Source organism: Mesorhizobium sp. B2-7-3 (assembly GCF_006440715.1).
Classification (GTDB): domain Bacteria; phylum Pseudomonadota; class Alphaproteobacteria; order Rhizobiales; family Rhizobiaceae; genus Mesorhizobium; species Mesorhizobium australicum.
On record NZ_VFTY01000005.1, the window covers coordinates 23,771 to 47,562 of the forward strand.

Consider the following 23,792-nt stretch of genomic DNA (forward strand, 5'->3'; position numbering starts at 1 on the left):
TGGATTTTCGGCAACGGGATCGGTGCGCCGCGCGGGTTTGGATCAATCCGGGTGACTGGCGGCCGACCTATTGGAACGTGGATGCCGGACGAGAAGGCAAAGAAAAAAGCCGGCCGGGCCAAGGCGGAAGCCAGCCACGACCCGGCAGCCATGCGCAGGGTGGATGCGGCGCACTTTCCCGGGTCCAGCGTCCATGCCTCGCTCGCCAGCGAGATTGGCCTCAGGATCGTGCGCGGCGACTATCCGCCTGGCAGCATCCTGCCCAATGAGGCCAAATGGGCCGAAACCTTCAATGTCAGCCGTTCGGCGGTGCGCGAGGCGATCAAGATGCTGATGGCCAAGAGCCTTCTGGCGTCGCGGCCAAAGATCGGCAGTTGGGTCGAGCCGAAGGAGCGCTGGAACCTGCTCGACCGCGACGTGCTGGCCTGGTACGCGACCGCGCCGGATCGCGAAGCGTTCCTTCGCACCGTGCAGGAGTTCCGCCACATCATCGAACCGGAAGCATCCGCCTTTGCCGCAATACGGCGCAGCGACGAGCAGATGGCCGAGATCAGCCTGGCCTGCCGGGAGATGGGCGAGGCGGCCAACCTGCCCGAGCGCATCCGTGCCGACACGCGCTTCCACCTCGCCATCCTGCGGGCCTCGGGCAACGACCTTCTGGTGCCGCTCGGCGTGTTGATCGAATCGGCGCTCGACCATCTCTTCATCTTCACCACACGCCAGGTCGGCGATCAACGGCGGGCACAGAAACTGCACGAGGCGATCGAGAAAAGCATCCGCCTGCAGCGGCCAGCCGCGGCGCGCAACGCCGTGCACAAGCTGCTTGCCGACACCGATGAGGGGATCGGAAGGGGCCGGCGCTAAGGCCAGCCGACCGTCCGGGTCTCAGATCGTCTGCTTCCTTCCATCCTTCGTCGGCATCAGGTCGATGCCATTGACCTTGGCGATGTGCGTGGCCAGCATCGGCACGAACTGCTCGGCCGGGCCGGTTGCGTGAGCGCCGGCGAAGGCGTTCTTGGTGGCGTTGCCGAGCGGATTGGCGATGCCCGCCGCCCCCGCCATCGATTCCAGATAGGTCAGGTCCTTGAAGGCATTGGCGATGGTGAATTTGTGGGCGTCGCGGTCGCCTTCCAGCGTCCAGCGCATGAAGGTCTGATAGAAGCCGCAATCCATGCGGCCATTGCGGATGACGCTGTCGAAACGCGGCGGCGAGATGCCGACCTTCTCCGCCAGTGCCAAGGCCTCGGAATAAAGGGCGGCGTAGCCCAGCGAGATGAAATTGTTGAGCAGCTTCATGCGGTGGCCGTCTCCGGTATCGCCGATATGCACGATGCGGCCGGCCCAGGTGTCGATCACCGGCTTGACCCTGGCAAAGACGGCATCGGGCGCGCCGACCATGGCGTCGAGCGTGCCTTCCCAGGCTTCCTTCGGCGTGCGGCTGAGCGGCGCGTCGACATAGTCGACGCCGAGCGCCTTGAGTTCCGCGGCAAGTGCCACGGTCGAGACCGGATCCGATGTCGAGCAGTCGACGACGACCGCCCCCTTCTTCAAACCCTCCTTGAGGCCATCGGGACCGCGAATGATAGCCTCCACCTCGCGCGAGCCGGTGACGCAGATGAAGACGATATCGGATGCCGCCGCCACATCGCGGGAAGTCGATGCCTCACGAGCGCCTCGGCCGAGAAGATCCTCCGCCGGTTTGCGGTTCTTGCGGCCGAGGAAGGTCAGGGAATATCCCTTGTCGACGATGTTCTTGGCGATGCCGTGCCCCATCAATCCAAGGCCGACAAAGCCGATCTTCTCACCCGTAGCGGTCGTGTTCATGCTGTCTGTCCTGTTGCGTGATTATCGATAATGTCGCCGCTGTTTTAGCCATAGACGGTTGCAGAAAGCAATATTGTCTGACAATACACGTAAATCCCAGGACTTTCGTGGAGACCAGAAATGACGAAGCGGATCATGTTCACCGGCGGCAGCGGCAAGGCTGGGCGCCACGTCGTGCAATATCTGGTGGAGCAGGGTTGCCAGGTGCTCAACATCGACACCAGGCCGCTCGACAATCCCAAGGTGCGCACGCTGATCACCGACATCACCGACAGCGGCCAGGTGTTCAACGCGCTGTCTAGCTATATGGGGCTGCACGAATTCGACCCCTCGCTACGCCCGCAGCCAGTGGACGCCGTGGTGCATTTTGCTGCCATTCCACGCATCATGATCACGCCCGACAACGAGGTGTTCCGCATCAATGCAATGGGCACCTACAACATCATCGAGGCGGCGGTGAAGCTCGGCATCCGCAAGGTGATCATCGCTTCCAGCGAGACGACCTACGGCCTGGTGTTCGCCAACGAGCCGCGCGATCCCGCGTATTTCCCGCTCGACGAGGACTATGACGTCGACCCGATGGACAGCTATGCGCTGTCAAAGATCGTCAACGAGAAGACCGCGCGCGCTTTCGCGCAGCGCAATGGCACGGATATCTATGCCTTGCGCATAGGCAACGTCATCGAGCCGCATGAGTATTCGCTGTTTCCGAAATGGTTCGCCGATCCTGGTTTTCGCAAGCGTATCGCCTGGAGCTACATCGATGCCCGGGACCTTGGCCAGATCACGCTGCGTGCCGTCGAGAAGGATGGGCTGGGCTACCAGGTGTTCAATGCCGCCAATGACGACACCTCGTCCGACCTGCCGACCGCCGAACTCCTGAAGCGGTTCTATCCCGACGTGCCGGTCAAGGGCGAACTCGGTGAATACGAGACGCTGCTGTCGAACCGCAAGGCGCGCGACATGCTCGGCTTCCGCCCGGAGCACAGCTGGCGCAAATACGTCAAGACCGCCTGAGCGTGGTGGAATCGCGGCTGGGTTGTGCATAGAGGCCGGCTTTGCGGCCCCGCGCCCGCGCCGCGCTTGACAGCCTCCCTAAACCGGCCTTTCTGGACTGCATGCGGGACGCGAAGCCGAACAAGGAAAAATCGCCGAAAAAGGCTGTAGCCGCCGATCGCCCGGCCGGTGTTCGGCGAGCCGACGCGGCACGTATTCCGGGCTCCAGCGTGCACACATCACTGGCCAGCGAGATTGGGCTCAGGATCGTGCGCGGCGATTATCCGCCCGGCACCATCCTGCCCAATGAGGCCAAATGGTCGGAGACGTTCAGCGTCAGCCGCTCGGCGGTGCGCGAGGCGATCAAGATGCTGATGGCCAAGAGCCTGCTCGCATCGCGCCCCAAGATCGGCAGCTGGGTCGAACCCAAGGAACGCTGGAACCTGCTCGACCGCGATGTGCTCGCCTGGTACGCGACGTCGCCCGACCGCGAGGTTTTCCTGAAGACGGTGCAGGAATTCCGCCACATCATCGAGCCGGAAGCGACCGCATTCGCCGCCATGCGGCGCACCGACGAGCAGATGGCCGAGATCAGCCAGGCCTGCCGGGAGATGGGAGAGGCGAAAAGCTTGCAGGAACGGACCCGTGCCGACACCCGCTTCCACCTCGCCATATTGCGTGCCTCGGGCAATGATCTGCTGGTGCCGCTCGGCGTGCTGATCGAATCCGCCTTCGACCACCTGTTTGCCTACACGACCCGTGAGCTCGACGATTTGCAACTCGCCCAGAAGATGCACGAGGCAATCGAAAAGAACATCCGCCTCCAGCGGCCGGATGCGGCGCGCAATGCCGTGCGCAAGCTGCTGGCCAATACCGACAACGTCATCCGTTCACGATAGATTTCCGCGACACGGCCGTTGGGCGCGGGTGTTCGCGCCTTGGAATTCGAAGCAATTCGGGGCCGGACCGCACAAAATTCAAAAGCCTGTGTCGGATCGGCTGTGCGGCACCCGTCCTTGGGGCATCGAACAGAGACCACGAAGGAGTATCGACATGCCCAGCACCGTACGTCTGCACCGCGTCCTGACCACCAGCCCGGAGAAGGTCTACCGCGCGTTCCTCGAGGCCGATGCGCTTGCCAAATGGCTTCCGCCGAACGGCTTCACCTGCACGGTTCATCACTTCGAGGGCAAGGTCGGCGGTACCTTCAAGATGTCGTTCCGCAACTTCACCACTGGCGACAGCCATTCGTTTGGCGGTGAGTATGTCGAGCTCGTCGCGGGCGAACTCCTGCGCTACACCGACAGGTTCGACGATCCCAACCTGCCCGGCGAGATCCAGGTGACCGTGACGCTGAAGAAAGTGTCCGTGGGCACCGAGGTGAACATCACACAAGCCGGCATTCCAGACGCCATTCCCGCCGAAGCCTGCTATCTCGGCTGGCAGGAGTCGCTGCGCAACCTGGCCAAGCTTGTCGAACCCGAGATCAGACAATAGGGCGCCGACCGGCTGGATAGCGGTAATAAACGGGTTCCTCACCTCGTTTTTGATGGGGGTGAGGAACAAGCTTGAGGAGCCATTGGCGGCGAAAGCCTAATCCTCTTTTGGCCGCCCGAATGCCGCACGCAATTCGTCCTTGGCGTCCTCGAGGATCTTCTTGCGAGCCGCGGGCAGGTTTTTTCCGGCCCTGTTGATGTAGAAATTCAGCATCGACATGGCGGACTGGAAGGGCTCGGCCTTGCGGCGGTGGCTGTGTTCGGCCGAACGCTTGAGCGAGGCGGCGATCTTCTTGGCGTCGTCGGATTCGAACACGTGGTCCTCGAGATCCATCGCATCGCTGTGCTCGGTCACCTCGGCCGACCATTTCTGCCTGGTGGCGGTCATGGCTGGTCTCCTTTGCGGGGTTATTGATCAGAAACTCCAGATGCTGGCGCCGGTTCCCGGGCTCGTACCTCACTGGAGCCACGGATTTGCCCGCCGTGGCGCTGCTGTGCGCCGAGAATGCGTCGATAGTGGCCAAAACAGCAGCGGTTGAGGCCGCCGACAGGAAACGCCTTTGTCACGAACCGACTTGAGCCGGCCCAGCCCCGGTATCGACAGTTCCTACGCCTGGATGCGCCTGGCCATCTCGATGCTGCTGGCGACGATCGGTGCGGTCGGCATGTGGGCCGTCGTCGTGGTGCTGCCTGCGGTACAGGCCGAGTTCGGCGTCGACCGCGCCGCGGCATCCATGCCTTACACCGCGACCATGGTCGGCTTTGCCGCCGGCAATGTGCTGGTCGGCCGCGCCATCGATCGCATGGGTTACTGGATTCCGGCGCTGTTTTCCTCGATCGCGCTCTCCGCCGGCCTTCTGCTCGCGGCTTTGTCGACCTCGATCCTGCAATTCACCCTTGCGCAAGGCGTGCTGATCGGTCTCGGCACATCGGTGATCTTCGGGCCGCTGATCGCCGATATATCGCACTGGTTCAACCGCCGCCGCGGCGTCGCTGTCACCGCGGCCGCGGCCGGCAACTACCTCGCCGGAGCGATCTGGCCGACCATCATGCCGACGCTGATCAAGGCGGAAGGCTGGCGCTTCACCTATGCCGCCATCGGCGTCTTCTGCCTGGTCACCATGGTGCCGCTGGTGCTTTTGCTGCGCCGCGGCGCTCCGGAAGCGGCAGCCGCCGGCCCGGCCGGAAGCCGGTCCGTGCAGCCGATGCCAATGTCTCCGGCCGCGATGCAGATGCTGCTGGTCGTCGCGGGACTGGGCTGCTGCGTGGCGATGTCGATGCCGCAAGTGCACATCGTCGCCTATTGCATGGATCTTGGCTACGGGATGGCGCATGGCGCCGACATGCTGTCGATTATGATGGCCGCGGGCGTCGTCAGCCGGCTCGCCTCGGGCTTTGTCGCCGACCGCATCGGCGGTGTCAAAACCTTGCTTATCGGCTCCGTGCTGCAATGCCTGTCGCTGCTGTTCTACATCCCGTTCGACGGGCTCGCCTCGCTCTATGTCGTGTCGCTGGTCTTCGGCTTGTCGCAAGGCGGCATCGTGCCTTGCTATGCGATCATCGTGCGCGAATACCTGCCCGCCAAGGAGGCCGGCCAGCGCATCGGCATCGTGATGATGGCGACGATTTTCGGCATGGCGATCGGCGGCTGGATGTCGGGCTGGATCTACGACCTGACCGGCTCCTATGCCGCCGCTTTCCTGAACGGCATCGCCTGGAACCTGCTTAACATATTGGCGATCGGGCTGTTCATGTGGAAGGCAAGGCACAGAGCTGCCGTAGCCGCCTGAGGAAGGCCAAGCACGGCCACTTGGTGGCTCGGCTTGACAACAGGCAGTCACTGCGCGACGCCAGGGCGGATGGGTGCGGCAACAGGCCGGTGAGATGGCGACAGCTGGAAAGATCGCATTGCGGGCGCGCTTCGATGGCCATGCGCATGGGCCAAGAGCGTGACCAAGCCGCGTTCGCGCCGAGGCGGTGGCCGCCCAACCCTGTCGGATGTGGCACGCAAGGCCGGCGTCGGCGCCATCACCGTCTCACGCGCGCTGCGCGACCCGGCACGTGTTTCCGAGGAGCTGCGCCGTCAGATCCAGGCCGCCGTCGACGAACTCGGCTATGTGCCGGACCCCAATGCGCGCGCATTGGCCTCGGCGCGCGCCGAAGTGTTCGGCGTGCTGGTGCCTTCGCTGACCAACAATGTCTTCGCCGAGGTGGTGCGCGGCATCTATGACAGCCTGTCGGACAGCCCGTTCCGCATCCAGCTCGGCAACACGCACTATTCCGGACTGGAGGAAGAGCGGTTGCTGCAGCTGTTCGGTTCGCAACGCCCGGCCGCGCTCATCATTGCCGGCATCGATCAGACGCCTGCTTCGCGAAAACTCCTGGAGAATGCCGGTTGCCCGGTGGTTCAGGTGATGGAGACCGGACCCGATCCGGTGGACATGATGGTCGGCTTCTCGCATCTCGATGGCGGCCTGACGGCGACCGAGCACCTGATAGAGGCCGGGTATCGCCGGATCGGCTTCATCGGTGCACGCATGGACCCGCGCTCGCAGCGGCGCCTGGCTGGTTACCGGGTGGCGATGGAGAAGGCCGGCCTCTCGGACCCGCGCCTGATCACCACCACGCCGGTGCTGTCCAGCGTGCCGCTAGGCCGCGAACTCTTCCGCGATGCGCTTGCCAAGATGCCGACGCTCGACGGCGTGTTCTGCAACAATGACGACATCGCGCTCGGCGTGCTGTTCGAATGCCATCGTGCCTCGATCGAGGTGCCGAAGACCATCGGCATTGTCGGCTTCAACGATCTCGACATGATGCAGGTGGCGTTTCCCTCGATCACCAGCATCCGCACCCATCGCTACGAAATCGGCAGGCGCGCGGTGGCCATGGCGCTTGCGGCGATATCGGGTGACAGGCCGCGGCAGCGGGTCGTCGACCTTGGCTTCGAGCTCAAGCGCCGCGAGAGCACAGCCCGCTGAACACGCTTTCGAGAACACCCGCGAATGACGCTTTACACAACGTCATGGTAGCGCTACCATTTTCCATTGGAGAGCTTCGCCACTCAACTGTTGGGCCTGTTTATTATACATAAGCAACAGCTCATGCTTGTTTATTATGTATAATATGATACCTTTTTCCCAATCGAAGGAGACGGTAAGGGGTGGGATCGCGGAGGTCTTCGGCAGCTGGCAGGCGTGACTGGGTAAGGCGGGAGGTGCCAGCCGGGAGTGCGAAATCGCATAAAAACTGAACCGACAAATCGGAACTGCAATCGGGAGGATTATCGATGATCAAGTCACTTGTCGGCGGCATCGTTGCTGCCAGCGCATTCGTCATGCTCAATTCGGCGGCCATGGCCGCCGGCCCGGAGATCGTCTCCGGTCCCGCCGCCCAGGCCGACTGTTTCGCGCCCTGGGACGCGAACACCAAGTTCTTCAAATTTCCGAAGAAGGAAGGTCCGTTCCGCATCGCCTTCGCCAATGGTTATATCGCCAACACCTGGCGCATCCAGATGGTGCAGACGGCCAAGGCCTATGCGTCGCAGCCCGACGTGAAGGCAAAGATCAAGGAATTCAAGGTCGTCTCGACGGGCGAGGACGTGCCGGCGCAGATTTCGGCGATCAACAACTTCATCGATTCCGGCTATGACGCCATCGTCACCGACGCGCAGAACCCGACCGCCTTCGGCCCGGTCATCAAACGCGCCAAGGAAGCCGGCATCGTGCTGGTCGCCTTCGACAATATTCTCGACACCAAGGACGCTATCAACGTCAATGTCGACCAGAAGGGACTTGGCGAACTGTGGGCCAAGTGGCTGGTCGCCAAGATCCCGAATGGCGGCAAGATCCTGGAAGTGCGCGGCGTCGCCGGCACCTCCGTCGACACCGATCGCCACAACGGCATCCATGAGGTGTTCGACGCCTCCGGCAAGAAGTGGGATGTGACCGAAGTCGCCGGCAAATGGGATGACGGCGTGGCGCAGAAAGTGACCGCCGATGCGATCGCCACCAACGGTCCGTTCGACGGCATCACCGGCCAGGGCGGCGACACCGGCATCGTGCAGGCGATGATGGACGCCAAGCATCCGTTCGTGCCGTTCGGCGGCGAGACCGAAAACGGCTTCCGCAAGTTCTGCGCGGCGCATTCGGCCGATGGCCTGAAGTGCACCTCCGCCGGCTCGGGCCCGGCCCAGGTCGCCGTCGCCATCAAGACGGCGATCGCGGCACTCGAAGGCGAAGTGGTGCCGCAGGAGGTGAAGCTGCCTCTGGCCGTCGCCACGGATCCGGACATGAAGGAAGGCACGGATTACTTCCCGAAGGAGTCCGACAATTTCTTCGTCGGCAATTCCTTCCCGACCTGCGGCATCAATTTCAGCGCCCAGGAAATCATGGGGCAGACCAAGGAAAACCAGTAATCGCTTTCTATCGTCTGGCGCCGCGGCTGATCCCGCGGCGCCAGCCTGCAATCCCACAATCGCCCTGGGGAGGGTTGATGGACGGTGCGGTTCCACTTTTTCGCATGGAAGGCATTTCCAAGCGCTATGGCGGCGTGCGGGCGCTGGAAAAGGCCGAACTGACGGTCGAGGCCGGCAGCATCCACGCCATTCTCGGTGAAAACGGGGCTGGCAAATCGACGCTGATCAAGGTCATGGCCGGTGTCGTGGCGCCCGACGAGGGCCAAATGACGCTGGACGGACGCGAGGTGACCTTCGCGTCGCCGGGTGCGGCGAACAAGGCCGGCATTGTCTGCATTTTCCAGGAACTGTCGCTGATCCCCGAACTCAGCGTCGCCGACAACATCGTCATTTCCGATCCGCCAAAACGCTTCGGCATGATCGACCGCAGGGCGCAGCGGCGCATCGCCGAGGATGCGCTGGCGCGCGCGGGTGCCGGCGACATCCATCCGCTGGCGCTGGTCAAGGACCTGCCGCTGTCACGACGGCAGATGGTGGAGATCGCCAAGGCGCTGGCCAGGAAACCGCGCATCCTCATCCTCGACGAAGCGACCTCGGCGCTGACGGCGGCGGATGTCGCGAAGATCTTCGGCGTCTTGAAACGACTGCGCTCGGAAGGGCTGGCGCTGCTCTACATCTCGCACCGCATGAATGAGATCGCCGAACTGGCCGACCATTGCACCGTGTTCCGCAATGGCCGCAATGTCGCCAGCTACGAGGCCGGCTCTAAGAGCGACAACGAGGTGGTCGAGCTGATGATCGGCCGTGAATATAGCCATATTTTTCCGCCCAAGCCGGCGGCGGCACCCACTGGCGCCGCCCCCCGGCTCGAGGCGCGCAAATTGTCCTGGGCCGACCGGCTGCACGATATCTCGCTGACGGTCAGGGCAGGCGAGGTGGTCGGCCTCGGCGGGCTCGACGGCCAAGGCCAGCGCGAATTGCTGCTCGCCTTCTTCGGTGTGCTGCGCGGCCTCTCCGGCGAGGTGCTGATCGACGGCAAGCCAGTGACGATCACCAGCCCGGCAGCGGCCCGCGAGGATAGCGTCGGCATGGCGCTCATCCCGGAGGACCGCAAGACCGAAGGACTGATGCTGCCGATGACGGTGCGCGAAAACCTGTCTTTCGCCGCGCTCGACCGGCTGTCGAAAGGCGGCATCATCGATCGCGCCGCCGAACAGCGGCTGATCGACGACATGGTCGGCCTGCTGGCGATCAAGACGGCGGGCCTCGACATTCCGGTCGGCGCGCTGTCGGGCGGCAACCAGCAGAAGGTGGTGATCGCCAAATGGCTGATGCGCCAGCCGCGCATCATCCTGCTCAACGACCCGACACGCGGCATCGATGTCGGCACCAAACAGGAGATCTATCAGCTGATGCGCAAGCTGGCGGATGCGGGCGCGGCGATCCTGTTCTATTCGACCGACTATGACGAACTGATCGGCTGCTGCGACCGGGTCCTGGTGCTCTATGACGGCGCCGTCAAGCGCGAGCTGGTCGGCGGCGAGATCACCGAGCGGGCGCTTATAGCGAGCGCGCTCAACATCCATGGCGAGGAGAGCCCGGTGGGCCTGGGAGCAAGCGTGTGAAAGACTGGCGCTACTGGCTGGCCGAGCAGCGCGGAACGTTGCTGGCTCTCGGCATCTTCATCGTCATGTTCGTCATCTACACCTCGAACCACCCGGCGGGCTTCACCGCCAATGTCGTGCAGACGGCGGCGAACAAGGGCGTGCTGCTTGCCTTCGTCGCCATGGCGCAGACGCTGGTCGTCATCACCTCCGGCATCGACCTGTCCGTGGGCATGATCTTCCTGCTCACCAACTGCCTGGCCTCCTGGCTGGTGGTAGGCACGCCGTTGCAGACCACGCTCGGCGTCATCGCCGTGCTTGTGGCGGGCCTTCTGTGCGGCGCCGTCAACGGCGCCATCGTCATCTATGGGCGGCTGCAGCCGATCGTCGCCACCATCGCCACCGGGGCTGTCTACTACGGCATCGGACTGTTGTTGCGACCTTTCCCGGGCGGTTCGGTCAATGAGGACCTGGCCGACGCGCTGACCGGCCGCGTGTTCGGCTTTGTGCCGGCGAGCCTGGTGGTGCTGCTCGCCATCGTGCTGGTGATCTGGGTGCCGTTCAGCCGCTCGATCCTTGGCCGCGCGGCATACGCGGCGGGCTCTTCGGAAACGGCGGCCTATATGTCCGGCGTGCCGATCCGGCGCGGCAAGTTCGCCGCCTATACGCTGGCCGGGCTGCTGGCGGCGATCGGCGGGCTGTTCCTCACCTTCTTCACCTATACGGGCGAGGCTGCCTACGCGAGCGGCAACTCCTACACGTTGTTCTCGATCGCGGCGGTCGTGCTGGGTGGTGTGTCGCTGTTCGGCGGCAAGGGAAGCGCCATCGGCGCCATCTTCGGCGCCCTTGCCTTCCGCACCATCGGCGACCTGTTGTTCGTGTTCGACTTCGATCCGCTCTGGCAGCCGCTGTTCCAGGGCGTTATCCTGCTGGTCGCCGTCAGCCTCGGCGCCTTCGCCCTGTTTCGGGTCCGCAACCGGCTGGAGTGGTTCCTGTGAGCGAGACGACCTTGGGCGGCATTGCCGGCCGCATGCCGAAATTCATCCGCCGCGCCGACCCGGCGGTGCTGACCGCCTTTGCCTGCATCGTGGTGCTGCTGTTGGTCGGCAGTCTCTATTCACGCAGCTTCCTGTCGCCTGAATATCTCCTGCAGCAGCTCAAGGTGGCCTCGTTCCTCGGCGTCATCGCCACCGGCATGATGCTGGTCATCCTGCTCGGCCAGATCGACCTGTCGGTGCCGTGGTCGGTGGCGGCGGGCGCGATGATGGCCTGCGCGGCAGCCGCCTACGGTCCGGCCGGGGTGGTGCTGGCGATCCCGTTCGGCATCTTCTGCGGCGTGCTGATCGGCATCGTCAACGGCATCGGCGTCGCCTATTTGCGCATTCCCTCAATGATCATCACGCTCGCCACCAATGCCGTCGCGCAAGGGCTGATGGTGGTCTATACCGGCGGCTTCTCGCCACAGGATTCGGCGACCGGCGCCATGCGCTACCTGGCCACCGGCTTCACCATTCCGGGCGTCCCCAACGCCGTCATCATCTGGGCGCTTATAGGGATCGCGATGGTGTTCGTGCTGACGCGCACCGGCTTCGGCCGCGCGGTCTATGGCATCGGCAACCGCGAGCGTGCCGCCTATCTCTCCGGCATCGACACGAGACGCGTGGTGATGATCGCCTTCGCCGTCTCCGGAGGGCTCTCCGCCTTCGGCGGCGTGCTGCTGGCCGGCTACGCCTCCAAGGCGGCGCAGTCGATGGGCGATGCGTATCTGCTACCGTCGATCGCAGCCGTGGTGCTGGGCGGTACCTCGATCCTGGGCGGGCGCGGCTCCTATCTCGGCACCGTCGCCGGCGTGATCCTGATCACGCTGTTGCAATCCATCCTCTCGGTCATGCAGATGCCGGAGGCGGGACGGCAGATCATCTATGGCGTCGTCATCGTCGCCATGCTCCTGCTTTATGGCCGCGCGCCGGCGAGCCGCTGACGGTGGACGAAAACGCAGCGCAGGCGCCGACGGGCGCTTCCGGTTTGGCGCCAGCGGCCATCGTGGTGATGGGTGTCGCCGGCTGCGGCAAGTCAGCCGTCGGCATCGCGCTGGCCACCGCGCTCGGTGCCGTCTTCATCGAGGGCGACAGGCTGCATCCGCCCGAAAACGTCGCCCGCATGGCACGCGGCGAACCGCTCACCGATCAACTGCGCGAAGGCTGGCTCGACGCGATCGGCGAGCAGATCCAGGCATCGATCGGCAAGCGGCAAGGTGTGGTCGCCGCCTGCTCGGCGCTGAAGCGCGGTTATCGCGAGCGCCTGCGCGGTTTTTGCCCTGATATCGTCTTCCTCTATCTGGAGATCGATCCCGCCACCGCGCGGCGGCGCGTTGGCAACCGCAAGGGCCATTTCATGCCGGCAAGCCTGGTTGACAGCCAGTTCGCCATCCTCGAGCCGCCGGGGCAAGACGAGCGGGCATTGACGCTCGACGCGACACGGCCGGTCGACGAACTCGTCGCCCAGGCAATGCGCTTGATACGCCCGTCATGAGCCTTCTTCAGCGCTGATGCCGATGCCGTCCTGGGCTTCCGTCAACCGCTCATGGCGCGACCAGGACATCATCTGCTCGGGGCACTCTTTCAGCGCTTGCAGCAGGCGGTCGCGTTTGAGCAAGATGTAGCGTGCCTGCAGGGCCATGTTCTTGGCGCCGTCCCTGACTGTGTCCGCTGCCTGGAGCGCCGGTGCCGCCGGCACCAGCTCGGGGCTCAAGACGGCGCGATATTCCCGGAAGGGAACGACCTCGAAGGTCGACATCGCAAACAGGGCCGTCTTGCCGCGCGCGGCGAAATTCGCCGGTGCCGAGGCAAGGTGCGTCCAGCCGCTTTCGCCAAGCGCGGTTTCGGTGAAGGTCGAGCCGGCGTGGATTGTGTTGGTCATCATCACGACGCCGTTCTGCCTCAGCATCTTCTGAATGCGGATGGTGACCTGATAGGCATCGTCACGGTCGAAGACGATCCGGCTTTTCAGGAACCGGTTCTCGACACGAACCATTGGCGGATTGAGAAAGCGCTGGCCGAATGCCGTCTCGGAAACGCCATGCGTGTTGACGCTGACCTGATGCGCTTCGATGCCGGCCTCATGCATGGCGCGCTTGCCGATCATTGTCTGGGCGGTGAACTGATCGCACCAGAGGATCGCGCCATGGCCGCGTTGCAAAGCGGCCTGCAAGTCCTCAAGCCCTTCCAGCCGGATCGCCGGCGTCCAGCGACGGGCGACCAGATGCGCGGCAAGCTGCATGCGGCGGCGATGGCGCGCCGCGAGCAATGCCTCGAACAGCTTGCGCGCATCGATGTCGCTGCCGAGCACCGCGCGGGTTGCGGCGGCATATCCGGGGAAATCCTTGCGCATATGACGCTTCAGGCGAAACCGCGACGCCCAATCGCAGATCGGCGACCACCAGCGCACCGGCAGCACCGCCGCGACCGCTAGGTAGAAGAGGGCGGCCAGGCTTTCGCGAAGATCCCTGGTGGAGAAGCGGCGGAGCTTGCCGGCGTTAAGCTGCTTGCGGCTGAAGAAGCGCACGTCCTCGGCATATTCGGGGACAAAGACGTCGGTGATGATCTCGGTGCGGAAGCTGGCTGCCGATGGCTTGCGGCGGGCTTTTCGGGATTTCGTGAACCTCGACAGCCTCATTCGCCCGGCTCTAGATCTGGGATGTCAACCCGACCGGAAAATCGTCGTTGTCGGCATCGCGCATGGCGGCGAGGCTGCGGTTGTCCAGCACCTCGGCGATCGCCTGACGCACTTCCAGCATCATGTGCCGGACCTGGCAGGTCGCTTCGTCGCAATCCTCGCAGCGCTGGTACTGCGTGCGGCTGGCGCAAGGTATCGGCGCCAGCGGACCGTCCAGCACACGCACGACATGGCCGATCTTGATCTCGGAAGCGGGGCGGGCGAGGCGATAGCCGCCTTCCTTGCCCTTGCGGCTCTGGACGAAGCCGGCGTTGCGCAATTCGCCCAGTATGGCATCGAGGAATTTCTTCGGGATGTTGTTGGCGACGGCGATGTCGTTGACGAAGGCCAATTGGCCAACCGGAAGGTTGGAAAGATGCACGAGGGCCTTGAGGCCGTATTTGCCTTTTTTCGTCAGCATGCCCGAGTCAACCCGTTGAAGCCCCAACCACCCCGCATCTGGCGGCTGTTTGTGTGCAAATGATGACGGCATTGCTTCCACACGCTGCCGTTCGCGAAAACAAGCCATTGGAAAGGCATGTTTGGCACATACGCGTTGATTGTTTGTAACGTTTTGCACGAAGGGCGCCGGATTTGCCCTATCGGCTGCCTAAACAGGAAAAGCCGGCCTCGGGGCCGGCTCTCCTGATCTTTCTTTCGGACCGCTGAAACTTTACCGGCTGCCATAAGCTTGGTCGAGCAGGCCGCCGGCGGCGAAATGCTCTTTTTGGACCTTGTCCCAACCGCCGAAGACGTCTTCCACCGTCAGCAGGCGCACGTCCGGAAAATCGGCCTTGTATTTGGCCGCGACAGCCGCGTCGCGTGCGCGCAGGCCATTCTCGGCAGCGATGCCCTGGCCCTCGGGCGTATAGAGGAAGTCGAGATAGCTCTTGGCCAGGTCGCGCGTGCCGTGTTCGTCGGCGACCTTGTCGACGATCGCCACCGGGAATTCCGCCAGCAGGCTGACCGAAGGGGTGACCTGCTCGAACTTGTCGTCGCCATATTCCTTGCGGATGCCGCGCGTCTCGGATTCGAAGGTGATCAGCACGTCGCCGATCTCGCGCTGCACGAAGGTGGTTGTCGCGGCGCGCCCGCCGGTGTCGAAGATCGGCACGTTGTTGAACAGCTTGGTGATGAACTCCTTCACCTTGGCGTCGTCGCCCTTGAAGGCTTCCTTGGCGTAGGCGGTGGCCGCCAGATAGGTGTAGCGCGCATTGCCCGACGTCTTCGGATTGGGAAAGATCACCTGCACATCGTCGCGCACGAGGTCGTTCCAGTCCTTGATGTGCTTGGGATTGCCCGCGCGGACGAGAAACGAAGGCAGCGAATAGAAGGGCGAGGCGTTGTCGGGAAAATCCTTCTGCCAGTCGGTCGAGACGAGGCCCTTCTTGACCAGGAAGTCGACATCGGTGACCTGGTTGAAGGTGACGACATCGGCGCCGAGGCCCTCGGCTATGGCACGCGCCTGCGCCGAGGTGCCGGCATGGGACTGGTCGACGCTGACGCCCGGATGCTTGGCGATAAAGGCCTTGTTGACCTGCACGAAGAGTTCGCGGCCGACGTCATAGGAGGCGTTGAGCAGCTTGTCGGCCGACCAAGCCTGGGAGGATGCGAGGATGAGGCCGGCTGCGACGGCAACGCCGAGGAAAAATCGCTTCATGAAATGGCTCCGGATGTAATGTTTTATCGTTCAAGCATAGCGAGGGTACAAAGGGGCGGCGAGGCATAGATTCAGGGCTTGGCACTCGTTGCTAGAAAACCGTTTCCCAGACAGGCTGATCCTAGGTTTTTCTTTTGAGCGGCATCATATTGGAGCTCGGTTCACGTCAACCTTTTCCCAATGGAAAGGACAAATAGATACACATTGTGTATGCGGCATGTTATGGTGAAGGAAAGGAGCCCTCCATGGCGAAAGCCGCAGCCGAAACTCACGCTAAGCCTGTCAATCTGCGCATTCGCGAGGATATGCGCATACTGATTGACCGCGCCGCGAAGCTACGCGGGAAAACCCGTTCCGATTTCATGATCGATGCCGCCTACCGCGCGGCCGAGGATACGCTCCTGGACCAAACACTGATCAAGGTGGATGCCGAGAGTTACCGGCACTATCTCGACATCCTCGATGAACCGCCAAGCGGGGAAGGTTTTGCGCGTCTTATGAACGTGCCCAAGCCATGGCAGGACTGAGGCTGTCGGCGCCCACGCCGCTGGCCGAGAACCACGATCTCGAACTTTTCCAAAGCGGAACGGAAAGTCTCGACCAATGGCTTCGCCGCCGCGCACGGGCCAACCAGGTCAGTGGCGCATCTCGTACTTATGTGGTCGCGGAAGGCATACGCGTTGTCGGCTACTACTGCCTGTCTTCGGGCGGGCTTGACCTAGCGGAAGCGCCCGGCATTGTTCGGCGCAACATGCCGGATCCCATTCCAATGGTCGTGCTCGGGCGTCTCGCGGTGGGCACAGGCTGGCAAGGGAAGGGACTGGGTGCAGCGCTTCTGCAAGATGCCGTCCTGCGCGCCGGTCAAGCCGCGACGATCCTCGGGATACGCGGAATTTTTGTTCATGCGATATCGGACGAAGCGAAAGCCTTTTATGAGCGCCATGGCTTTGCGGCTTCCCCGAAAAATCCCATGACATTGGTGCTGTCGTTGAAAGGCCTGGTGAAAGGGTAGGCGGCCGCCCTCGACCGGGATAGGGATTGACGGCGGTCCTATCGCTACGCAGCCGGAAACAGCTTCCAGCGCCCCGGCCGGAACGCCACGCGGCTCTTCTGCGCCGCCGGATGATCGACCGGCAGTTCGATCTCGACCCGCTGGCGTTCGCCGCCGATCTCGAGCTCGACGCGCCTTGTGCCGGCGACGCGGCGGCTGGCGGCCACGGTGCCGGCGATGCAGCCGCTGCAGCCGTCCAGCAGTTCGACGTCATGCGGCCGGAAGTAGAGCATCGCGTCGCCCTCGGGCGCATGCGGCGCCGACAATCCGATCGGACGGTCGGCCAGCCAGATCTCGCCATTCTCGACCTTGACGGGAAGGGAGCTGGATTCACCGATGAAGCCGTAGACGAAAGGCGAGTTCGGCGTGTCGTAGATGTCGTCGGCGGTGCCGACCTGTTCGATGCGCCCCTGGCTCATCACCACGACGCGGTCGGCAAGCTCCAAAGCCTCTTCCTGGTCGTGGGTCACGAAGACGGTGGTGTGGCCGGTGCGGTCATGGATTTCGCGCAGCCAGCGACGCAGTTCCCGGCGCACCTGCGCATCGAGCGCGCCGAACGGCTCGTCGAGCAGCAGCACCTTGGGTTCGATGGCCATGGCGCGGGCGAGCGCCACACGCTGGCGCTGGCCGCCCGAAAGCTGCGCCGGATAGCGCTTCTCCAGCCCTGAAAGCTGGACAAGATCGAGAAGCTCGGAGGCGCGGCGGCGGATTTCGGGGGTCGACGGCCGCGTCGGCCCGTGCCGCACCTTGAGGCCGAAGCCGATATTGTCGGCCACCGTCATGTGGCGGAACAGCGCGTAGTGCTGGAAGACGAAGCCTACGTTGCGCTCCTGGATCGATTTCTGCGAAGCGTCCTCGTCACCAAAGAAGATTTTCCCACGCGTCGGGCGCTCCAGTCCGGCGATCAGCCTGAGCAGCGTCGTCTTGCCGGAGCCGGACGGTCCGAGCAGCGCGATCAGTTCGCCCGACTTGATGTCGAGCGAGACATCGTGGAGCGCCGGAAACCGCTCGAACTCCTTGCGCACGTTGGCAACGCGAACTTCCATGCAATGAACCTTCTAATGTCCGCGCGTCGCGGCGAGTTCGGCGCCGTAGCGCATCTCGAGCAGTGTTTTCAAGACCAGCGTGACGAGCGCCAGCCCGGCAAGCAAGGAAGCAACGGCAAAGGCGCCGACGGCGTTGTACTCGTTGTAGAGGATTTCGACATGCAGCGGCATGGTGTTGGTCAGGCCGCGTATGTGGCCCGACACCACCGAAACCGCGCCGAACTCGCCCATGGCGCGCGCATTGCACAAAAGGACGCCGTAGAGCAGGCCCCATTTGACGTTAGGCAAGGTCACGTACCAGAAGGCCTGCCAGCCATTGGCGCCAAGCGACAGCGCCGCCTCCTCGTCGCCATTGCCCTGTTCCTGCATGAGCGGAATAAGTTCGCGGGCGACGAAGGGGAAGGTGACAAAGACGGTGGCCAGCACAATGCCCGGCACGGCGAACAGGATCTGGATGCCATGTGCCTTCAGCCACTCGCCGAGCAACCCTTGAGCACCGAAGAGAAGCACGTAGACCAGACCCGAAATGACCGGCGAGACCGAGAAGGGCAGGTCGATCAGCGTGGTCAGGAAGGCCTTGCCCTTGAACTCGAACTTGGCGATCGCCCAGGCGGCCGAGATGCCGAAGACGATGTTGAGCGGGACCGAGATCGCGGCCACCAGCAAGGTCAGGCGGATCGCCGAACGCGTGTCGGCATCGCTTAGCGATTGCAGGTAGGTGCCAACGCCTTTGGCGAAAGCTTCCTTGAAAACGATGATCAGCGGCAGCAGCAGGAAGACGGCGAGAAAGACGAAGACGATGGCCATCAGCACGGCGCGTGCCGGCCGGCTCTCGGTCACCGCCGCCGAGCGGCTCTCATGATACGGTTCGTATGATTTGATCTCGGGATCAGCCATAGCGCTTGCGGCTCCATGTCTGCACCAGATTGACGATCAACAGCATGATGAACGACAGCGCCAGCATGATCGCGGCGATCGCGGTCGCCGCCGGGTAATTGTATTCCTCGAGCCGGATGACGATCAGAAGCGGCGCGATCTCGGATTTGTAAGGCAGGTTGCCGGCGATGAAGATGACCGAGCCGTATTCGCCGACGCCGCGCGCGAAGGCCAGCGAGAAGCCCGTGATGATGGCCGGCGCCAGGCCGGGAAAGAGCACGCGGGTGATGATCTGGAAGCGGCTGGCGCCGAGGGTGGCGGCGGCTTCCTCCACTTCCTTGTCGATCTCTTCCATGATCGGCTGCACGGTTCGCACGACGAAGGGCAGGCCGATGAAGATCAGCGCAATGACGATGCCGAGCGGCGTGTAGGCGACCTTGATGCCGAGCGGCATCAGCAATTTGCCGATCCAGCCATTCGGCGCGTAGAGCGTGGTCAGCGCGATGCCGGCCACAGCCGTCGGCAGGGCGAAGGGCAGGTCGACCATGGCGTCGACGATGCGGCGGCCCGGAAAACGGTAGCGCACCAGCACCCAGGCGACGAGCGTGCCGAAGACGACATTGACGACAGCCGCGATGAACGCCGTGCCGAAGCTGATTCGAAGGGCGTTGATCGTGCGGCGATCGGTGGCGATGGCCCAGAAATCGACCCAGCCGAGAGCGGCCGAACGCCAGATCAGCCCGGATAGGGGGATGAGGATGATGAGGGTGAGGTAGGCAAGCGAGAAGCCGAGCGTCAATCCGAAACCCGGAATGACGCTCGGCTGTCTGAACCGCCACCCCGCCCGCGCGGGTGCTGTGGTCATGTCGTCCCGATCTAGGTTTAGCTCACTGGGCCGGCTTGTAGATCTGGTCGAATATACCACCGTCGCCGAAATGATAAGGCTGCGCTTTCTTCCAGCCGCCGAAAAGCGGATCGTCGATGGTGATCAGCTTGATCGGCGGCAGCTTGGCGAGATCCTGGGGCGGAACCAGTTCGGGCTTGGACGGCCTATAATGGTTCTTGGCGATGATGGTCTGGCCTTCCTTGGAATAGAGGTAGCTCAGATAGGCCTCGGCCACCTTGCGTGTGCCCTTGGCGTCGACATTGGCGTCGACCACGGCCACCGGTGGCTCGGCCAGGATGGAGGTCGGCGGATAAACGATGTCGAAATTGTCGGCGCCGAACTCGTCGAGCGCCAGATAGGCGTCGTTTTCCCAGGCGATCAGCACGTCACCCAGGCCTTTTTGCGCGAAGGTCACGGTCGAGCCGCGCGCGCCGGTGTCGAGCACGGGAGCATTGGCGTAGAGCTTGCCGACGAAGTCCTTGGTCTTGGCTTCATCGCCGCCATCATTGGCGTTGGCATAGGCCCAGGCCGCGAGATAGTTCCAGCGTGCGCCGCCCGAGGTTTTGGGGTTGGGCGTGATCACCTGGACACCGTCCTTGACGAGGTCGTTCCAGTCGTGGATGCCCTTGGGATTGCCCTTGCGGACAAGGAAGATGATCGTCGAGGTGTAGGGCGCCGAATTGTTTTCGAATTTGGTGCGCCAGTCTGGATTGATCTTCTTTGACTTCGAGACGATGGCGTTGATGTCGCCTTCGAGCGCCAGCGTCACCACATCGGCGTCGAGGCCATCGATCACCGCGCGGGCCTGGGCACCCGATCCGCCATGCGACTGCTGGATGGTCACCGTCTCGCCGGTCTCCGCCTTCCAATGCGCGGCGAAGGCCTCGTCATAGGCCTTGTAGAGCTCGCGCGTCGGATCGTAGGACACATTGAGAATGGTGGTGTCGGCAAACGCGAAACCGAGCGTGCCGAACTGGATAGATGTGGCGACCAGTGCGCCGAGCAGTTTCCTGAAATGAGGTTTGGTCATTTCTGCCTCCGTTGAACCCGCGCCAAATCTAGCGAATTGATAGAAATAAGATGCATTGAATGTTGCCTTTTTTGTCCTTCTGAAGAAAATCTTCGGCGATCTGTCGTTGTTGTGAGAACTATTTTGCTCGCGGTCGCTCCGCGCCGGAGTCGGCCCACCTCCGGCCTATCTAGGGATGCGCGGTTGCCGGGCAAGGCTGGTTGGGCAAGGCTGGTTGGGCAAGGCTGGTTGGGCAGGTTACTCGACGGTCACCGGGAAATCGAAGCGCTGCTTTTGAAATGGCTCCCGGGCCAGCGCAAAATGCCACCATTCGCGCGCGTAGTTCTTGAACCCGCCAGCACGCATGGCATCGACGAGCAGCTTTCGGTTTGCCGCGGCTTTGGCGCCGAGCGGGCGACGCGCGGTCTCGCTCATCGGGTCGAAACAATCGAAGCCGGTGCCGAAATCGAGGGTGTCGGCATCGATCGCGCCGCAGGCCGGTTTCGGCACGGGCGTACTGTCGACAGGCGCGATGGCAACATCGACGGTCGAGCCGCGCGAATGACTGGACAGTTCGCCGACATAGCCCTTGGCGATGAGATCGCCACGCTTGACCTTCGGATACCATTGCGGGTCCGGCGGTCCACCCGCGGCCGTCCATTCGCCCATGTCGGCAACGGCGCGGGCAGGGCGATAGCAGTCGAAGACGACCAGCGTCAGGCCTCTGGTGGCGATCGCCCGCTGGACTCTGGAAAGTGCCTCGGCGGCCTCCCGGGTCAAAATGCAGACCGGCGCGTCATAGCCATTCACCTTGCGGTGCAGAAAATTGTCGGCGTTGGCGTAGCGAATGTCCTGGCGGATCGATGGGGCTACATCGGCGAGGCGAACGAAACCCGCGGGGAGGGGATCGGCACGCACCGGCAGGGCCGAGCCGGCACTCATCAGCGCACAAAAGCCAATGCGCTGAATCGCCTGGCGCATACTATTCAAGGATCGCTTTCACTGGACGAAGACCTTCACACTGGCCGCCCGTCCAGCAGCGTCGATGACGGTGAGCGTCGAATAGCCCGCGCCGTCGGGCAGCCAGGTCGCGGTGCGGCGGCGGTCGAGGCCGATGAGGGGCTTGCCATTGGCCAGCCAGCGGAACGGGGCGCGGCCGCCTTGCAATTTCAGCACCAGCGGCGAGGCGTCGGCCGAGTTGGTGGAGAGATCGACGCGGGCGCCGTCCGGCGGGAAGATGATGCTCGGCGCCGGTTCGGTCGGCGTCGCCTGCACCAGGCCATCCGCGCCGGCGCCGAAGCGGGCAAGCGTCACAGGCAGGTCCTCGCGCTTGGGTGTGAAGGCACCGGGCGGTTTGCCCGGCAGAGGTACGGTGGCGAGGCCGGAGCGGACAAAAGCTTCGAACAGGATCGGGGCGGCCGAGACATAGCCGGAGAGGCCCGGCACCGCGCCGGCATCGGGCCTGCCGACCCAGACGCCCAGCACATAGCGGCCATCGAAGCCCACCGACCAGGCGTCGCGGTAGCCGTAGGAGGTTCCGGTCTTGTAGGCAATGCCGCGCTGCAAGGCACCTTCCGGCGGTTTTACTCCGGAGAGGATGTCGATGATCTGCCAATTGGCCTGGTCGCTGAGGATGGTGGTGGTCGAACTCACGGCATTGGCCGGTTCGGTGCCGTCGCGCAGCGAGTGCGTCTTGCCGCCATTGGCGAGCCCGGTATAGAGCTGGACGAGGTCGCGCAGCGTGACGCCGACGCCACCAAGCCCGATGGCCAGCCCCGGCGCCTCATTGACCGGCAGGATCGGGTTGACGCCCGCCTGGCGGAAGCGCGCCGTCAGCCGCGCCGGACCGACCGCGTCGAGCACCCGGATCGCCGGCACGTTGAGCGACAATTGCAGCGCCTGGCGGATCGAGACATCGCCCTGATAGCCCATGTCGAAATTCTTGGGCCTGTAGCCGCTGAAATCGACCGGGCTGTCCTCGATCAGTGTCTCCTGTGCCACCAGTCCCTGTTCGAAGGCGAGGCCATAGATGAACGGCTTCAGCGTCGAGCCGGGCGAGCGCACGACCTTGGTCATGTCGATCCAGCCGGAACGGCTGGAATCGAAGAAATTGGCCGAGCCGACTTCGCCCAGAATGTCGCCGGTGCGGGCATCGGCCAGCACCATGGCGACCGACAGACGCGGCCGGAGCCTGGTGGCGGCGTCGCGGGCCACCTCTTCCAGTCCCTGCTGGACGCTTTTGCGGATCGTCAGCTTGAGCGGCTGGCCGGGGACGGCCTTGGGCAGCATCGCGTAAGAGGCATGCGCGGCGAGCGCCGGCAAGCGCCGGCGCAGGCTCAACACATCGTCAAGCGCCGCGCGTGCGGCCTCGCGTTCGCCGATCAGGCCTGATGAGACCATGCGGGTGAGCACACGGTCGCGAGCTGCGTGGGCGATCTGCAGGTTGCGGTCAGGACGGCGCTTTTCCGGCAATTGCGGGAGGGCCACCAGAAGCGCGGCTTCGGAAACGGTGAGCCGCTTTGGCTCCTTGCCGAAATAGGCGAGCGAAGCGGCACGCACGCCCTCCAGATTGCCGCCATACGGCGCCACTGTGAGATAGCGTTCGAGGATCTCGCGCTTCGACAACCGCCGCTCGATCTGGATGGCCCGCAGCATCTGCTTGAGCTTGGAGCCGAGGCTGCGGCTCTCGCGCGGCTCGATCAGGCGGGCGAGCTGCATCGACAGGGTCGAGCCGCCGGAGACGATGTGGCCGCTGGTCGCGAACTGGCCGGCGGCGCGCGCCAGCGCCAGCACGTCGACCCCCTCATGGTCCCAGAAGCGCTTGTCCTCATAGGTGACCAGCATGTCGACGAACTGCTTGTCGACCTGGTCGAGCCGGGTTTCCAGCCGCCAGTAGCCGTCCGGTGTGGCAAAGGCGCGCAACAGCTGGCCGTCGCGGTCCTGGACTTCCGTGGAGACGGTGAGCCTTTCAGGAAGCGGGGGCGGGAAGGCGCGGTCGAGTTGCCAGAGGGCGGCGGCGGCAATCGTGAAGAAGGCGGCAAGGGAGGCAACTGCGATGGCAGCGCGACGGAGGAGTTTCTTGGAAAGCATGGCGCCGCCCCTCATCCGGCTGCCGCCACCTTCTCCCCGTTTAGTGACGGGGAGAAGGGAGCTGTGGCATGCATTGGCGCCTTTCCTGCGACGTTTAAAGCTGGCGAAAGCTTTGGTGCAGGCTTC

General features: G+C 63.7%; 24 protein-coding genes. 13 read left to right on the forward strand and 11 right to left on the reverse strand.

From position 1 onward, the window contains the following. Positions 1 to 81: 81 nt before the first annotated feature. Positions 82 to 864 (forward strand): FadR/GntR family transcriptional regulator, encoded by a 783-nt coding sequence (locus FJW04_RS12700; RefSeq protein WP_140714477.1) that lies wholly within the window; start codon positions 82 to 84, stop codon positions 862 to 864. A gap of 21 nt (positions 865 to 885) precedes the next feature. On the opposite strand, the gene FJW04_RS12705 is transcribed toward FJW04_RS12700, so the two are convergent. Continuing rightward, on the reverse strand, positions 886 to 1,824 hold the full coding sequence (locus tag FJW04_RS12705) for an NAD(P)-dependent oxidoreductase (protein ID WP_140615500.1): 939 nt from the start codon (positions 1,822 to 1,824) through the stop codon (positions 886 to 888). Between the two features lie 120 nt (positions 1,825 to 1,944). Here FJW04_RS12705 and FJW04_RS12710 point away from each other — a divergent pair, with 120 nt between their 5' ends. From FJW04_RS12710 to FJW04_RS12720, 3 genes are all read left to right on the forward strand, one after another. Further along, entirely contained in the window at positions 1,945 to 2,841 is an 897-nt protein-coding gene (locus FJW04_RS12710; protein ID WP_015317109.1) for an NAD(P)-dependent oxidoreductase, read from the forward strand. A gap of 101 nt (positions 2,842 to 2,942) precedes the next feature. Continuing rightward, positions 2,943 to 3,719, forward strand: a complete 777-nt coding sequence (locus FJW04_RS12715; protein ID WP_140714479.1) for a FadR/GntR family transcriptional regulator — start codon at positions 2,943 to 2,945, stop codon at positions 3,717 to 3,719. Between the two features lie 154 nt (positions 3,720 to 3,873). Further along, positions 3,874 to 4,317, forward strand: a complete 444-nt coding sequence (locus tag FJW04_RS12720) for an SRPBCC family protein (RefSeq protein WP_023769571.1) — start codon at positions 3,874 to 3,876, stop codon at positions 4,315 to 4,317. Positions 4,318 to 4,413: 96 nt separating this feature from the next. On the opposite strand, the gene FJW04_RS12725 is transcribed toward FJW04_RS12720, so the two are convergent. Then, positions 4,414 to 4,704: a DUF3175 domain-containing protein gene (locus tag FJW04_RS12725; RefSeq protein WP_140714481.1), complete on the reverse strand. Its 291-nt coding sequence runs from the start codon at positions 4,702 to 4,704 to the stop codon at positions 4,414 to 4,416. 172 nt (positions 4,705 to 4,876) lie between these two features. On the opposite strand from FJW04_RS12725, the gene FJW04_RS12730 reads away from it, so the two are divergent. From FJW04_RS12730 to FJW04_RS12760, 7 genes are all read left to right on the forward strand, one after another. Then, positions 4,877 to 6,106: an MFS transporter gene (locus FJW04_RS12730; protein WP_140714483.1), complete on the forward strand. Its 1,230-nt coding sequence runs from the start codon at positions 4,877 to 4,879 to the stop codon at positions 6,104 to 6,106. A 159-nt stretch (positions 6,107 to 6,265) separates the two neighbouring features. Next, positions 6,266 to 7,294 carry a LacI family DNA-binding transcriptional regulator gene (locus tag FJW04_RS12735; protein WP_140714485.1) on the forward strand — a complete coding sequence of 343 codons (1,029 nt, stop codon included), beginning with the start codon at positions 6,266 to 6,268 and terminating at the stop codon, positions 7,292 to 7,294. A gap of 308 nt (positions 7,295 to 7,602) precedes the next feature. Next, positions 7,603 to 8,730, forward strand: a complete 1,128-nt coding sequence (locus tag FJW04_RS12740; protein WP_015317115.1) for a sugar ABC transporter substrate-binding protein — start codon at positions 7,603 to 7,605, stop codon at positions 8,728 to 8,730. Positions 8,731 to 8,807: 77 nt separating this feature from the next. After that, positions 8,808 to 10,355: a sugar ABC transporter ATP-binding protein gene (locus FJW04_RS12745; RefSeq protein ID WP_140665365.1), complete on the forward strand. Its 1,548-nt coding sequence runs from the start codon at positions 8,808 to 8,810 to the stop codon at positions 10,353 to 10,355. Beyond that, the gene (locus tag FJW04_RS12750) at positions 10,352 to 11,332 is read left to right on the forward strand and encodes an ABC transporter permease (protein ID WP_015317117.1); all 981 of its coding nucleotides are present in this window, start codon (positions 10,352 to 10,354) and stop codon (positions 11,330 to 11,332) included. The genes FJW04_RS12745 and FJW04_RS12750 overlap by 4 nt, the downstream gene beginning before the upstream one ends. Beyond that, positions 11,329 to 12,315, forward strand: a complete 987-nt coding sequence (locus FJW04_RS12755) for an ABC transporter permease (RefSeq protein ID WP_015317118.1) — start codon at positions 11,329 to 11,331, stop codon at positions 12,313 to 12,315. Before FJW04_RS12750 ends, FJW04_RS12755 begins: the two co-directional genes overlap by 4 nt. 2 nt (positions 12,316 to 12,317) lie before the next feature. Further along, complete coding sequence (locus FJW04_RS12760) at positions 12,318 to 12,866, forward strand: gluconokinase (RefSeq protein WP_140714487.1); 549 nt, start codon at positions 12,318 to 12,320, stop codon at positions 12,864 to 12,866. On the opposite strand, the gene FJW04_RS12765 is transcribed toward FJW04_RS12760, so the two are convergent. The 3 genes from FJW04_RS12765 to FJW04_RS12775 form a co-directional block, all read right to left on the reverse strand. After that, positions 12,861 to 14,009, reverse strand: coding sequence for a hypothetical protein (locus tag FJW04_RS12765; RefSeq protein WP_140714489.1), 1,149 nt, complete (start codon positions 14,007 to 14,009; stop codon positions 12,861 to 12,863). The genes FJW04_RS12760 and FJW04_RS12765 overlap by 6 nt on opposite strands. A gap of 10 nt (positions 14,010 to 14,019) precedes the next feature. After that, positions 14,020 to 14,469 carry an Rrf2 family transcriptional regulator gene (locus tag FJW04_RS12770; protein WP_140714491.1) on the reverse strand — a complete coding sequence of 150 codons (450 nt, stop codon included), beginning with the start codon at positions 14,467 to 14,469 and terminating at the stop codon, positions 14,020 to 14,022. A 252-nt stretch (positions 14,470 to 14,721) separates the two neighbouring features. Further along, entirely contained in the window at positions 14,722 to 15,708 is a 987-nt protein-coding gene (locus FJW04_RS12775; RefSeq protein WP_140714493.1) for a sulfate ABC transporter substrate-binding protein, read from the reverse strand. A 245-nt stretch (positions 15,709 to 15,953) separates the two neighbouring features. Between FJW04_RS12775 and FJW04_RS12780 the strand changes: the two genes are divergently transcribed. Together FJW04_RS12780 and FJW04_RS12785 are read left to right on the forward strand one after the other, a co-directional pair. Then, positions 15,954 to 16,235, forward strand: coding sequence for a DUF1778 domain-containing protein (locus tag FJW04_RS12780; RefSeq protein WP_140714495.1), 282 nt, complete (start codon positions 15,954 to 15,956; stop codon positions 16,233 to 16,235). Further along, complete coding sequence (locus FJW04_RS12785; protein WP_140714497.1) at positions 16,223 to 16,720, forward strand: GNAT family N-acetyltransferase; 498 nt, start codon at positions 16,223 to 16,225, stop codon at positions 16,718 to 16,720. Before FJW04_RS12780 ends, FJW04_RS12785 begins: the two co-directional genes overlap by 13 nt. Before the next feature lie 44 nt (positions 16,721 to 16,764). Here FJW04_RS12785 and FJW04_RS12790 read toward each other — a convergent pair whose 3' ends face one another. The 6 genes from FJW04_RS12790 to pbpC form a co-directional block, all read right to left on the reverse strand. Further along, complete coding sequence (locus FJW04_RS12790) at positions 16,765 to 17,805, reverse strand: sulfate/molybdate ABC transporter ATP-binding protein (RefSeq protein ID WP_015317125.1); 1,041 nt, start codon at positions 17,803 to 17,805, stop codon at positions 16,765 to 16,767. Positions 17,806 to 17,817: 12 nt separating this feature from the next. Then, positions 17,818 to 18,702 (reverse strand): sulfate ABC transporter permease subunit CysW, encoded by an 885-nt coding sequence (gene cysW, locus FJW04_RS12795; RefSeq protein WP_015317126.1) that lies wholly within the window; start codon positions 18,700 to 18,702, stop codon positions 17,818 to 17,820. Beyond that, positions 18,695 to 19,546 (reverse strand): sulfate ABC transporter permease subunit CysT, encoded by an 852-nt coding sequence (gene cysT / locus FJW04_RS12800; protein ID WP_015317127.1) that lies wholly within the window; start codon positions 19,544 to 19,546, stop codon positions 18,695 to 18,697. The genes cysW and cysT overlap by 8 nt, the downstream gene beginning before the upstream one ends. Positions 19,547 to 19,568: 22 nt before the next feature. Continuing rightward, on the reverse strand, positions 19,569 to 20,597 hold the full coding sequence (locus FJW04_RS12805; protein WP_140714499.1) for a sulfate ABC transporter substrate-binding protein: 1,029 nt from the start codon (positions 20,595 to 20,597) through the stop codon (positions 19,569 to 19,571). 237 nt (positions 20,598 to 20,834) lie between these two features. Beyond that, positions 20,835 to 21,557, reverse strand: a complete 723-nt coding sequence (locus tag FJW04_RS12810; RefSeq protein WP_140714936.1) for a M15 family metallopeptidase — start codon at positions 21,555 to 21,557, stop codon at positions 20,835 to 20,837. A gap of 18 nt (positions 21,558 to 21,575) precedes the next feature. Beyond that, positions 21,576 to 23,666: a penicillin-binding protein 1C gene (pbpC, locus tag FJW04_RS12815; protein ID WP_246673813.1), complete on the reverse strand. Its 2,091-nt coding sequence runs from the start codon at positions 23,664 to 23,666 to the stop codon at positions 21,576 to 21,578. Between the last annotated feature and the right edge of the window lie 126 nt (positions 23,667 to 23,792).

Excerpts from the sequence above, each read along its gene's own strand:
- FJW04_RS12705 (WP_140615500.1), bottom strand. The coding sequence starts at position 1,824 with ATGAACACGACCGCTACGGGTGAGAAGATCGGCTTTGTCGGCCTTGGA.
- FJW04_RS12715 (WP_140714479.1), top strand. The coding sequence starts at position 2,943 with ATGCGGGACGCGAAGCCGAACAAGGAAAAATCGCCGAAAAAGGCTGTA.
- FJW04_RS12710 (WP_015317109.1), top strand. The coding sequence starts at position 1,945 with ATGACGAAGCGGATCATGTTCACCGGCGGCAGCGGCAAGGCTGGGCGC.
- FJW04_RS12770 (WP_140714491.1), bottom strand. The coding sequence starts at position 14,469 with ATGCTGACGAAAAAAGGCAAATACGGCCTCAAGGCCCTCGTGCATCTT.
- FJW04_RS12805 (WP_140714499.1), bottom strand. The coding sequence starts at position 20,597 with ATGACCAAACCTCATTTCAGGAAACTGCTCGGCGCACTGGTCGCCACA.
- FJW04_RS12720 (WP_023769571.1), top strand. The coding sequence starts at position 3,874 with ATGCCCAGCACCGTACGTCTGCACCGCGTCCTGACCACCAGCCCGGAG.
- FJW04_RS12725 (WP_140714481.1), bottom strand. The coding sequence starts at position 4,704 with ATGACCGCCACCAGGCAGAAATGGTCGGCCGAGGTGACCGAGCACAGC.
- cysT (WP_015317127.1), bottom strand. The coding sequence starts at position 19,546 with ATGACCACAGCACCCGCGCGGGCGGGGTGGCGGTTCAGACAGCCGAGC.
- FJW04_RS12765 (WP_140714489.1), bottom strand. The coding sequence starts at position 14,009 with ATGAGGCTGTCGAGGTTCACGAAATCCCGAAAAGCCCGCCGCAAGCCA.
- FJW04_RS12745 (WP_140665365.1), top strand. The coding sequence starts at position 8,808 with ATGGACGGTGCGGTTCCACTTTTTCGCATGGAAGGCATTTCCAAGCGC.
- FJW04_RS12775 (WP_140714493.1), bottom strand. The coding sequence starts at position 15,708 with ATGAAGCGATTTTTCCTCGGCGTTGCCGTCGCAGCCGGCCTCATCCTC.
- FJW04_RS12790 (WP_015317125.1), bottom strand. The coding sequence starts at position 17,805 with ATGGAAGTTCGCGTTGCCAACGTGCGCAAGGAGTTCGAGCGGTTTCCG.
- FJW04_RS12740 (WP_015317115.1), top strand. The coding sequence starts at position 7,603 with ATGATCAAGTCACTTGTCGGCGGCATCGTTGCTGCCAGCGCATTCGTC.
- FJW04_RS12785 (WP_140714497.1), top strand. The coding sequence starts at position 16,223 with ATGGCAGGACTGAGGCTGTCGGCGCCCACGCCGCTGGCCGAGAACCAC.
- cysW (WP_015317126.1), bottom strand. The coding sequence starts at position 18,702 with ATGGCTGATCCCGAGATCAAATCATACGAACCGTATCATGAGAGCCGC.
- FJW04_RS12810 (WP_140714936.1), bottom strand. The coding sequence starts at position 21,557 with ATGCGCCAGGCGATTCAGCGCATTGGCTTTTGTGCGCTGATGAGTGCC.
- pbpC (WP_246673813.1), bottom strand. The coding sequence starts at position 23,666 with ATGCTTTCCAAGAAACTCCTCCGTCGCGCTGCCATCGCAGTTGCCTCC.
- FJW04_RS12780 (WP_140714495.1), top strand. The coding sequence starts at position 15,954 with ATGGCGAAAGCCGCAGCCGAAACTCACGCTAAGCCTGTCAATCTGCGC.
- FJW04_RS12700 (WP_140714477.1), top strand. The coding sequence starts at position 82 with ATGCCGGACGAGAAGGCAAAGAAAAAAGCCGGCCGGGCCAAGGCGGAA.